Here is a 12,675-nt window from a genome sequence, read left to right on the forward strand (position 1 = left end):
TAGGGTGGCCGCTTTTTTATGCCATCTCGTGCGTAAGGGGCCGAAATTCGGACCGGGGCGCATCGCAGGTAGGGCAGGCATACTCGGCCGGCAGACTCGCAAACGAAACACCGGGGGCAATTCCGTTGAGACAGTCGCCGTACTGTTGGTCGTACACCGTCAGGCAGTGCGGACACTCGTACAGGGGCACCACAGCTACCAGCGTTGTATCAGTCTTATCGGGTTCGGGGCGGATGGTATCGGGCGTTTGCGCCAGCCAACGCGCATTGAACGTCCGGCAAAGTCGGTTCAGCTGATTAGGGAGATGCAGCCGCAGTAAGCCCTTCTCAAAGAGATGATACACACGACTATTTGGGTTGAAGTTTTCCGTATAAAACAGGTCGTACACGCTGAACAGGGCCAGTTGCCCAATCCGCAAGATCGGCCGTTTGCGAATCAGCACAGAACCAAACACTTCCGTTTTGGGGCGGGTTTGAATACCAAAACACAGGCCAAACGTGCGGGTATCGTCGCGTTCGAAGTAGCGTAGAATATGGTTTTTCAGGCGACTCCCTTCGTCGGAATGATCCTCCGTCTGCCACGCCAATCCATTAGCCGCATGCCGCACGTTGATGTTATGTTTGCCCAACACAAACGACCAGGCTGCCCGGTCTTTCTCTTCGATGCTTTTGATGATAAGCGACTTCCAGGGCGTTGCACATAACTCACCAATGCGGGTCTGAAGGCAAAGCGTACAGATATCCAGCAAAAACGCCACCGAAAACTGCTCGTCGGGCCGGTACAAACCCAACCACGACCGTTGGCCGTACCGGTTGAACCCTTCGTAATACGGTAACGAAAACTGGGGCAAATCGACCTCTTGCCCCACCGGTTGCGTTATAAACGACTGCGCGTCTGTTACCGCCCGAGCCAGCTCCTGCCCGTCGTGATACTTACCGTCGAGCATAGCTATTTCAACGGCGCGGGCCATCCGACCAATGTCATTCGTGTAAACCAGCTGAGGCCAGCAGAACAGCGAATTGCTCCGCTTCGGCCGAACGTACAGGTACCAGAAATGAGGCTCCGGCGAGGCTATAAAATTCAGATTGCCCGTAAAAAAAGGGGTGAAACTCTGCCGGGAATCGGAGAGGTTTATTTTGAGCCTCGGGCGGTACTCAAACTGATCCAGAATGGTATGATACTCGCTCTCACGCAGCCAGGCTCCCGTATGAAACACATCTTCTCCACAGTAGGAACTGATGATATTGGGGTATTCTTCGGGATTGGTTTCGTACACGATGCCGTGCCGCTGCAGGTCTTTTTCCAGAAACCGCATCTCCTCATAATGCACAGTCATGAGCAACTGCTGCCGGGCACCAAACTGCACCTTCCGCACGTTGGCCGCGTAGGCCAGACGAAGGATAGTCTGCAACGTGCCCGGCGACACAATGCCGGCGGGCAAATTGACTTTCAGGGTATAATAATCGCGCATGGTGTCTGATACCGTTTAAATGACCCCATCGTAACGGGTTGCCGACTCGCGCACGGCCTCACGTTCGCGCGCAGCCTCCAGAATACTCCGAATTTCGGGGCGGCAAGACCCGCAACCTGTACCAGCGCCGGTTTGCTGACAGAGCTGCCCGAAATCGGTGCATCCCGCCCGTATGGCCTGTTCCAAATTGCCCTGCCCCACCGTATTACACGAGCACACCAGCTTACCCTGTACGGGGTCTACTTTTTTGCTGGCCCGCAGCAGTTGCAGCCGTTTTTCCGACAGTTCGACGCCGTTAGCAATCAGGTCCCGGAACTCGGCAAACTCGTTTTTGTCGCCCACCAGAATAGCTCCCACTAGTTTGTCGTTATGCACAATGCACTTCTTGTAATAACGCCGGGCCTTGTCCATAAAAATAATTTCCTCGTATTCGCCCGTAGGAGCCCCTACCGGAACCTCTGCCAGCCCCATACTGCACAGGTGCAGACCTTCCATTTTGAGAATATTCATCGACAAACTGCCCCGGTACGGCTGCGATACATCGCCCGCTATGAACCGGGCTGCCGTTTCGGCCTGTTGCTCAGCAGCCAGTGTGACGCCCCACATCTGCCCATTCCACTGGGCCACCTCGCCAGCCGCAAAAATGTCGGGGTCCGAGGTTTGCAGGTAGTCGTTTACCACCACGCCCCGATTGCAGTGCAGACCCGCTTCGCGGGCCAGCTCAATGTTGGGCTCTGTACCAATGGCCATCACCACAACCTGACAAGGGAGCTTCACCCCCGATTTGAGCTGAATACCCTCCAGCCGGTCGATACCGGCAAAAGTGAGGACCTCCTCGTTGAAATACACCTCTATACCCCGGTCGAGCAATTCCAGATACAGCAGTTCACCCGCCAGCGAATCGAGTTGGCGCTCCATGAAACGGCCACCCCGCTGCACAACCGTTACCCGTACGTCCAGTTGCCGGAGCGACGCGGCCAGTTCGAGGCCCAGCAGTCCCCCGCCTACAATGACCGCGTGGGGTTCGGCCCCGGCGGGCGAAGGCTTCAAAAAGGGGAGCAATGCGTCGGCATCGAGCCGCGAGCGCATGTTAAAAATACCCGGCAGCCGAGGTACCCCACGTGGCATAAATGCCCGGCTCCCGGTACCCAACAGGAGCTTGTCGTAGCTATGTTCGTGGCCGTTGGTATCGGTAAGTACTTTGGCGGTACGGTCGATATGCGCAATACCAACGCCTTTATGCACCACAATACCGGCTTCAGCAAACTGATCTTCGCGCAGTTTTACCAACTGCTCCCACGATTGCGCTCCACTGATATAGTCGGGCAGCAACACGCGGTTATAAAACGGGTAAATCTCTTTGGAGAAAACATGAATTTCGTCACGGATCGGCCCCGTTTGTAACGCTCGGTACGCGTTGATAAAGCCCAGCCCCGCCGACCCAGCCCCGATAATGACAATTTTTTCGGATGGCTTTCGGTAAGGCTGTACCTCTACGGCCGTAAACTTAAAATCAGGCTCTTTAGACCGGGGATCAATGAGCGCATGGGTCAGGTTATTGGCTCGGTTATGGTTCAGATTCCCCGGCTGTTTGCCCCAGTGCATCGGCAAAAAACAAAGCCCCGGCCGCACGGCATCCGTCAGGCGAGCCTTTACGCGGACTTCGCCCCGGCGGCCACGCACCTCCACCAACTGACCCTCCCGAATACCCCGTACCCGCGCATCATCGGGATGAATTTCCAACAGAGGTTGTGGGCTGTGCTGGTTCAGCTTGGCCACCCGCCCCGTTTTGGTCATGGTATGCCACTGATCACGGATGCGGCCGGTGGTGAGTACCAGCGGAAAGTGGGCATCTGTGGGTTCTGAATTATTACCATCGGGTACGGCGTGAATCTGCGCCCGGCCGTTCGATGTATAGAAAATGTGGTCGGTAAATAACCGCTTCGTCCCCAAAGACTCTACACGCGCACCTCCATTCTTCCCTGCCTGCGTTCCTCCTTTCTTCCCTTCCTCCTTTGCAACCGGCCACTGTACACTCCGGTAGGTTTGGAGTAATGGGTAATCAACGCCCGTGACATCAATGCGGGTGCGCGCCGTACTTTGTGCGTACTCGGCATACACTTCTTGCGCGTTTTGGTACGCGAATGCTTCGCCGAAGCCCATTTTTTGCGCAAATCGCCAGATGATTTCGGCATCGGGCAGGGCTTCGCCGGGGGCGTCGATTACCCTGGGCAGGTAACTGATCCGACGTTCGGCATTGGTCATGGTGCCCTCTTTTTCAAGCCAGGCCGCAGCCGGCAGCACCACATCGGCAAATGCCACCGTATCTGCCCGATCCGACACGTCCTGCACCACCACAAAGCGGGCATTTTTAAGGGCTTTTTCGGCCCGGTTCAGGTCGGGCATACTGACCAGCGGATTGGTATTGATAATCCAGATAGCCTTGAGTGAATCACTATCGGCTAGGGCATCAAACATTTCAGTAGCCGTCAGGCCGGGGGTATCGGCAATCCGAACGGGACTGTTCCAAAATGCTTCCATCTCGGCCCGGTGCGCGGCATTGACCACCTCGCGGTGACCGGGCAACAGATTGGCCAGCCCCCCTACCTCGCGGCCTCCCATAGCATTGGGTTGGCCCGTGAGCGAGAACGGCCCGTTTCCGGGCTTGCCAATACGGCCTGTAATCAGGTGCAGGTTAATGAGCGACAGGTTTTTGTTGACCCCCACCACCGACTGATTGAGCCCCATAGTCCAGAGCGACAGAAACCCTTTTGAACGCCCAATCCAGTCGGCGGCTTTTCGAATATCATCGGCCTCCACCCCGCACAGCTCGGCCGATTCGGCAAGGGTGCGCTGCATCAACAACGCCCGGTAAGCCTCGAAGCCATCGGTATGCGCCCGGATAAAATCAGGGGCGATCTGCCCGGATTCGATCAGCAACCGGCCTATTGCATGGTTAAGGACAATGTCGGTGCCGGGCCGAAGCGGCAGATGTAAATCAGCCGAACGTGCCGTATCGGTGCGCCGGGGATCAACGCAAATGATTCGGACTTCCGGGTTAGCCAGTTTGTGCGCTTCGAGCCGACGCCACAAAATCGGGTGGCACCAGGCCGGGTTGGCCCCTGCGACCAGAAACAGGTCGGCCTCTTCGATGTCGTCGTAACAAACCGGCACCGAGTCTTCGCCCAGAGACAGTTTGTAGCCCACCACGGCCGAACTCATACACAACCGCGAGTTGGTGTCGATGTTGTTTGACCCAATAAACCCCTTAATCAGCTTATTGACCAGATAGTACTCCTCCGTCAGGCACTGCCCCGACACGTAAAAGGCAACCGAATCCGGGCCGTATTTCTGAATGAGCGTCCGAAACACAGCCGCCGTGCGTTCGAGGGCGGCATCCCAGCTTACCCGTTGTAATGGCATCGACCGGTTGAGCCGCATCTGTGGGTACAGCAGCCGATCCGACTGATCCATGACGGTGTAATGCAGGTTCATGCCTTTCGAGCAGAGCATCCCCCGATTGACCGGGTGCTGTTTGTCGCCAGTCACCGTCAGGCGACCGGTAGCATCCTGGTTGACGACAATGCCACAACCTACGCCACAGTAGCAGCAGGTGGTTCGGTGTTGAGAGGGCTGAGTATTCATGGCTCAGTTGATTTACAGGTAGCAGAAAGGCCCAGAATCAGGCAACGGCAAGACCCGGCTCGGGCGCTGTTACCTCCACTTTAGCGAAACGCGTGAGGGCCACAACACCCCCAACTACAGCCACGGCAAGGCCGATATATACGAAGGCTTCTGAATAGCTGATGGCCGACGATTTGAACAGAAAACCCGCCAGTACAGCCCCTACATTGCCCCCAGCCCCGACAATTCCGCTCACCGACCCAAGCGCTTTACGGTTGATAAAAGGTACCATAGCGTAGGTAGTCCCGTTGGCCATTTTGAGAAATAAGGCAAACACAACCATCGCCACAATGGCCCCTGTCAGGTTGCCGGTCAGGCCGAAATACACGATACCGGCCCCCTCCAGCAACAGGAGTACAGCCAGTAACAACCCCTTACCCCGCATCCCAAACTGACGGCCTACCCGGTCGGCCACAATGCCACCCAGCGCCCGGGCAAAGAGGTTCATAAACCCGAACGAACCCGCCAGCAACCCCGCCGTGGTTAAGCTGGCGCCAAACTTCTCGGCAAAAAACAAGGCAGCCACATTGTCAAACGTGACCTCAATGCCAAAGCAGGCCCCGTAGGCCAGAAACAGAATCCAGGTGCGGTAATCTTTGGCGGCATCGGCCAGGCTGCCCTCTTTGGCAACTTTCTGCCGACCGGGCAGCTCGTCGAAATTACCGGCGGGGGTATCCTTCGTATACGTCCAGTACAGCACCGCCATCAGCAACAACCCAACGCCCGGCACAATCATGGCCAGCCGCCAGGCCGACGTTGGCAGGTAGCCCAGCCCCACAAACCCGGCAAAAATCAGGGGCATTACCATATTGGTGATACCACCGCCGAGGTTTCCCCAACCGCCTGCCACCGCATTGGCCGTTCCCACAATGCGCTTGTCGAACATGACCGAGGTGTGGTACTGCGTAATGACAAACGAAGCCCCAATGACGCCGATGGCCAGCCGAAACAGCAAAAACGATTCGTAGCTGTGCGCCAGGCCCACCGTCATGACTGGTACCGAGCAAAGCACCAGCAGTGCTGTGTAGGTTTTGCGCGGCCCCCAGGTGTCGCAGAGTTTCCCGATGATAATGCGGGCCACCACCGTTACAGCCACCGAGGCAATAATGATGTTGCCAATTTGGCTTTTGGTCAGGCCGAGGTCATCTTTCACCACCTTCATGAGCGGGGCCAGCCCGAACCAGCCAAAAAAGCAGACAAAAAAGGATAACCACGTGATATGGAACGTGCGCATCTGAACGCCTTTGATACTAAAAATCGGTAATGATTCGAGTGGTTTATTCGAGATCAGACTCATGGTTGTATGCGTTTTAAGCGTTGTCAATCCGTTTGATTTAATCAGGCAGTAAGTGAATGAACCATGTAAAATGCGTACTGAACAATTGCATTATTGTCTGATAATCAGCCCTTTCATTACACATTCTACCTTGTTCATTATTCATTTAATTCAGTCTGACTACGTACGTCAGCGGGCGGCCAGAAACGTGGGCCGGATGTTGAGCATCAGGTACGCCCATGTACCCAGCTTGTCTTTCTGATTCATAGTACCCTGCTTGGTGTATTCGAGCGTGTTGGTTCCCTGCATGAGGCAGTAGCCCAGCTCGAGCGTCGTGAACTTGTTGAAGGCGTAGGTGGCTATGAGATCATACTCCACCCCCAGTTTGGCATCCAGACGGGCACCCGTGGGCGCATCGGGCATCCGATTGTAGGCAGGGGCCGCCAGCGCGAAATAGTGCAGATCGAGACCCGCCCCGAGCCGTGTGCCCGTGTATTTAAATTTCAGAAAGGCATCTTTTAAGCCAGCAGCAGGCGACCCCGTTCCGACGTAGAAATAATCCATATACCCCCAGTGCCGGTGCGGGGTGCCATACAACGGATCAAACCGGCCCGTTTCGCCCTCGCTCATTTTTGTGGCATCGTTGCCCGACAGAACCTCGTAACCCGAGCCAACGCTCAGCGGCCCTTTCTGCAGGGTGAAGTTTGCGCCGTAGTGGTAGGCCTGCCGCAGGCGCAGACCGTCGCGGTCGTGCCCGCGTTGCCCGTAAGCAAAGACCTGTCCCTGCACCGTGGCAATTCGGCCCGCCCTGTTTCCCGTGAGCATAACCCCGTAGGTGATGCGCGCACGGGTGCCTGATACGTCGTACCGTCGGCCATATACGTAACCCTGTGCCGGGGTGCCGAGTGAATCGAGCCGGTACTTCTGGAAGTCGTCTTTGAACACCAGCGCCGACAGCCGGGCCCGCCGGAACTGCCGGGCCAGATACGCCATCTGAAACGCTTTGAACTGCTGATTCTGCCCGTTGGTACTCACGGGACCAGTGGACAAAGGCGCCCCTCCCCGACCGCTTGTAGGCAGAAAACCGGCGGGTATCGGGAGGGTAACGTTTCGGGTCGACAAGGCCGACGATGGGGCATTGCCCGGTGTGTAGTACGTACCTGTCACACCGAAGGCATCGGTATTCTGGTTGAAACCCGCTCCGAGGTCGAGGGTCCAGCCCTGGTGTTGCGTTTTCAGCAGGGCAGCATCGAACCGACGGCCCTGCTGCAACCAGTCGAGGTTTCCCAGCAACCGAACGTCATCGTACACCAGTTCCTGCCGCCCTACCCTAAGCGACATATTCTCCACAGCGCGGAACCGGATGGATGAATCGGCCCGATTGGCCAGCGTCAGCTCGGCCCAGGCTTCATGGACCATGAGCCGGTTGCCATCGGCCAGGCTGATGGTCGACGCGTCCTGCCCCCAAACGCGCACATCCTGCACGGCTGCTTGAACCGCTACCCGATCTCCTTTATAGTTGAATGTCAGGCGGGTGCGCTGCGATGTAAACAGAGCCGGTCGGCTATTCAGAGGAGCCAGATTACCCAGCCCATCGCGGTATTCGGTGCGGGTGCGTACCTGCCCCACAAGCGACAGCTGTGCCCAAAGGCCCGTTTGAGCCCCTCCAACCACCACAAGGGTCAGGGCCAGTTTATGTAATGACCAATTCATGAATGTACAGTAAGTGTGATGGACAATGTGGGCGGAAACGCCATGCGGTAGCCGGGTGTACCCAGAGTTGGTACACAGCATCAATCGGCCAGAAGCAGAGACAAAGCACACGGGGCAGAAGAGGCCCGGCAACAGATATGCGGGCGCCCCGGTCGGGTGAGCGAACTTGCGTTACTTGTACTTTTTCATTTTCTTTGAAGCGTTTGTGTTTTTCGCATAGACAAACCCTGTTAAGCCGATCCACAAGGTGCCCCCACACCGGATCGGCTTTTTTTTGCTCTAGAAGCTGTTTGAGTTAGCGATTTGAGACCGTAGGGAGCAGATTTTGGTTGCTGACAAGCCAATTTTTGCCGGTCGTAGCGGTTGCTACGGCCCAAAAAAGTGGCACAGACAGCGACCAAAAGATGCCCTTACGGGCCAAAGGGATTAACTCAAATAGCTTCTAAGGATGTACGGCTCCCGGCTGGTGCATGACGTACGCTCCGCTCCAACCCCTGCCTAACCCCCTAAACAGCAGCCCCTACCCCTCGCAGGCACTCGGCCAGATACGACGGGTGCAAGGCTACCACCTCCCCAATGACCAGCACAGCGGGTGCCCCCACACCCTGTTCTGCAACTCGTTGGGGCATATTCCAGACCTGACCAATAACCTGCTGCTCGTCGGGGCGGGTGCCGTTCTGAATTACCGCCATGGGCAAATGCCCGCGCCCGGCCTCCACGTACAGCGCACAGATCTGGTCGATTTTTCGTAGGCCCATCAGCACCACGACCGTAGCCTTGGATTGAACCGCCAGCCGTAGATCGTCGGAGAGATCACCGGTCTGCGTGGTGCCCGTGATGACCCAGAAACTCTGACTCACCCCCCGGCTCGTAACGGGTATCCCCTGCGAGGCCGGTACGGCAATACAACTCGATACACCCGGCACCACCTCGCAGTCGATCCCGTGCTGTAGCGCGTACTCGTACTCTTCGTAACCACGCCCAAATACGTACGGGTCACCCCCTTTGAGCCGAACCACGTGCCCGTGTTCCTGCGCCAGCCGCACCACGAGTGTGTTGATTTCCTCCTGCCGGAACGATGGTTTGCCGGCTCGCTTGCCGACGTACAGTGTCAAAATGCCCCCCGGCGCAAAATCGAGTAAGGAAGCGTTGGCCAGATCGTCGTACAAAACAACGTCAGCCTTTCTGAGCGCTCTGATCCCTTTTAGTGTGATCAATTCGCCGTTGCCGGGACCCGCCCCCACGAGTGTAAGCTTTGGCTGCATACGCATACTCCCGAAAGAGCATCTATAGTAAAAATGTACTATTAATTAGATTTGCAAATATCTACAAAACATGGTTCAAAAGTAGATAGACAATTCGTAAAAACAAGTGTTTTTCAAAAAAATATGTTTTATAAAAAGCTCTTTACCGAATTTAAGATTAGGATTTAGCAAAAACACCTTATAAATTTGACACAGTTGAATTTGGAGAAATCCAACTGCATTCTTGAATTAGTTCAATAATTAAACAGGGTTTTTATAACAACGTAGTTACTATCAACTATGAGCGTTCACACAAACACGCGCATTGTCGTTATTGGCAACGGCATGGTTGGCTACAAATTCTGCGAAAAATTTGTGGCCAAAGAAAAAAAAGGGCAATCCTTCTCACTGACGGTTTTCGGTGAAGAAGCACGGGCGGCTTACGACCGGGTTCATTTAAGTTCGTATCTGTCCTGCAAAACGGCTGACGATCTGACCCTTGCCCCCGCCGACTGGTACGCACAGCAGGGTATTCAGCTCTACCTCGGCGACCCGGTGGTTGAGATTGACCGCACCAGCCGAGAGGTACGGTCGCACCAGGGCCGCATAGTGGCTTATGACTATCTGGTTCTGGCTACCGGGTCGGGCGCATTTGTCCCACCCGTAGCGGGTGTGGAGAAAGATGGGGTATTTGTGTACCGCACACTCGAAGACCTCGACCTGATTCAGTCGTACGCGCACACCGTACGTCAGGAGGGGTCGGGTACCTTTCGGGGAGCTGTGCTGGGAGGTGGTCTGCTGGGCCTCGAAGCGGCCAAAGCCCTCCTCGATCTGGGCGTCGACGAAGCCCACGTTGTTGAGTTTGCCCCCCGGCTGATGCCCCGGCAAATCGACGATGCCGGTTCGCAGGTGCTTCAGCGGCAACTCGAATCGCTGGGGCTCTCGGTCCATCTGAACAAAAACACGCAGAGTATCACAGGCGACGCGGTGATTACGGGCCTTCAATTTGCGGATGGGTCCCACCTGAACGTGAATCTGCTCGTGATTTCGGCGGGTATCCGGCCCCGCGACGAACTGGCCCGTGCGGCCGGGCTCGACACCCACCCGCGCGGGGGCATCCTGGTCAATGAGCAGCTACAGACCTCCGACCCGGCCATTTTCGCGGTTGGCGAATGTGCCGTGGTGCATCAGATGGTGTATGGGCTGGTGGCACCGGGGTACGAAATGGCCGAGGTGGTAGCTACCCAACTACTGGGCGCAACCAGCCAGTTCAAACCATTCGATATGTCGACCAAGTTAAAGCTGATTGGCACCGACGTGGGTAGCTTCGGCGACCCGTTTGCGAGCGAACCCGAATGCCGCACCATCGTCTACGAAAACAAAGCCAAGGGTATTTACAAGCGCATCAACATTTCGGCCGATGGCAAACAGTTGCTCGGCGGGATTCTGGTCGGCGATGCGAGCCAATACAATATGCTCCTGCAAACCTGCAAGAATCAGACGGTGCTCCCCCCCGACCCCGAAGACATTATCCTGGGATCACGCGGGGGTGAAGAAACCGGACTTGGCGGGGTGCTGAGCCTTCCCGACGAGGCCCTGATCTGTTCGTGCGAAGCCATCACAAAAGGGCAGCTCTGTCACGAGATCGCCAACAACGGCCATACGTCCGTCGACGCGCTCAAAAAAGCGACCAAAGCCTGTACGGGCTGCGGGGGCTGCACGGCCATGGTAAAAGACCTGGTTGGAGCCGTTTTGAACCAGCAGGGCGTTTACGTGCGCAACACCCTCTGCGAGCATTTCGAGTACACCCGGCAGGAGTTGCTCGATCTGGTGAAGATGAACCATCAGAAAACATACGCGGCTGTGCTCGATGCCTTTGGGCGGGGCGATGGCTGCGAGGTGTGTAAACCGGCCGTCGCGTCGATTTTGGCCAGCCTCTGGAACGAAAATATTCTCCGGCAAGACCGGGCCACCATTCAGGATTCCAACGATCGGTTTCTGGCCAACATTCAGCGGGGAGGCACCTACTCGGTTGTGCCGCGCATACCAGGAGGTGAAATCACGCCCGAAAAACTAATCGTGATTGGGCAGGTGGCGCAGAAATACGGCCTCTACACCAAAATTACCGGCGGGCAGCGCATCGATCTGTTTGGCGCGCACGTCGGCGACCTGCCCAGCATATGGGAGGAGTTGATCAGAGCCGGTTTTGAGAGTGGCCACGCTTACGGCAAATCGCTGCGGACGGTCAAAAGTTGCGTGGGTACTACCTGGTGCCGGTTCGGTGTGCAGGACTCTGTCTCGTTTGCCATCGAACTCGAAAACCGGTATAAAGGCATACGCGCTCCGCACAAGCTAAAATCGGCCGTGTCGGGGTGTACCCGCGAGTGCGCCGAAGCCCAGAGCAAGGACTTCGGTATTATCGCTACCGAAAAAGGTTGGAACGTGTACGTATGCGGCAACGGGGGAATTAAGCCCCAGCACGCCCAACTGCTGGCTTCCGATGTCGACAAAACGACCTGTATCCGGCTTCTCGACCGGTTTCTGATGTTCTACATCAAAACAGCCGACCCGCTCACCCGTACCGCTACCTGGCTCAATAAACTGGAAGGCGGCCTGAATTACCTCAAAGCCGTTGTGGTCGACGACGTGCTGGGCATAGCCAATCAGCTCGAAAACGAGATGCAGCTTCTGGTTGATACGTACGCCTGCGAATGGAAAGAGGTTGTCGAGACACCCGAGTTACGGCAACGATTTACGCACTTCGTGAATGCACCGGCCGTGAAAGACCCTACGGTGCAGTTTGCGCCCATGCGCGATCAGATCCGGGCCCGCGAATGGGCCTAAAGGCGTGGGACTACCCACTCCGCGAGACCTGTGCAACCTCTGAAGATCCCTCAAAACCAACCGACTATGGAATCAATTGCCATTGATAACCAACCTCTTACCTGGCACGTGGCCTGCCGGGTCGATGATATTCCCCAAAACGGCGGAGCCTGCGCCCTGATCGACGGTCGGCAGATCGCCATTTTCAACTTTACCCGCCGGGGGCAATGGTTTGCTACCGATAACGAGTGCCCCCACCGACGGCAAATGGCCCTTGGTCGTGGGATGATTGGTAGCCATGCCGAGGAGCCCAAAGTGGCCTGCCCGTTTCATAAACGGACGTTTTCGCTCAAAACCGGCCAATGCCTTAACGATGAGGGCTGTTCGCCTATTCAAACCTACCCCGTGCGGGTCAGTGCGGGTATCGTGTACGTAGGAGTTTAGCAAATAAGGTTACTTTGCAT

The 12,675-nt window shown here is 56.3% G+C and carries 7 protein-coding genes; 2 read left to right on the forward strand and 5 right to left on the reverse strand.

Translation table 11 applies throughout. The features are described 5' to 3' along the window. Positions 1–16 precede the first annotated feature (16 nt). The 5 genes from F5984_RS09145 to cobA form a co-directional block, all read right to left on the reverse strand. Complete coding sequence (locus F5984_RS09145) at positions 17–1,471, reverse strand: rubredoxin (RefSeq protein WP_152123975.1); 1,455 nt, start codon at positions 1,469–1,471, stop codon at positions 17–19. A gap of 15 nt (positions 1,472–1,486) precedes the next feature. Further along, on the reverse strand, positions 1,487–5,116 hold the full coding sequence (locus F5984_RS09150) for a nitrate reductase (protein WP_152123976.1): 3,630 nt from the start codon (positions 5,114–5,116) through the stop codon (positions 1,487–1,489). Positions 5,117–5,153: 37 nt separating this feature from the next. Beyond that, positions 5,154–6,452, reverse strand: coding sequence for a NarK family nitrate/nitrite MFS transporter (locus F5984_RS09155; RefSeq protein WP_152123977.1), 1,299 nt, complete (start codon positions 6,450–6,452; stop codon positions 5,154–5,156). 168 nt (positions 6,453–6,620) lie between these two features. Then, entirely contained in the window at positions 6,621–8,144 is a 1,524-nt protein-coding gene (locus tag F5984_RS09160) for an alginate export family protein (RefSeq protein ID WP_185155464.1), read from the reverse strand. A gap of 506 nt (positions 8,145–8,650) precedes the next feature. Then, the gene (gene cobA, locus F5984_RS09165) at positions 8,651–9,409 is read right to left on the reverse strand and encodes a uroporphyrinogen-III C-methyltransferase (RefSeq protein WP_152123978.1); all 759 of its coding nucleotides are present in this window, start codon (positions 9,407–9,409) and stop codon (positions 8,651–8,653) included. A gap of 279 nt (positions 9,410–9,688) precedes the next feature. Here cobA and nirB point away from each other — a divergent pair, with 279 nt between their 5' ends. Next, entirely contained in the window at positions 9,689–12,232 is a 2,544-nt protein-coding gene (nirB, locus tag F5984_RS09170) for a nitrite reductase large subunit NirB (protein WP_152123979.1), read from the forward strand. Between the two features lie 66 nt (positions 12,233–12,298). Next, positions 12,299–12,655, forward strand: coding sequence for a nitrite reductase small subunit NirD (gene nirD, locus F5984_RS09175; protein WP_152123980.1), 357 nt, complete (start codon positions 12,299–12,301; stop codon positions 12,653–12,655). Positions 12,656–12,675: the final 20 nt, after the last annotated feature.

The sequence above is a fragment of the Rudanella paleaurantiibacter genome (assembly GCF_009184635.1).
In the GTDB taxonomy this organism is placed as follows: domain Bacteria; phylum Bacteroidota; class Bacteroidia; order Cytophagales; family Spirosomataceae; genus Rudanella; species Rudanella paleaurantiibacter.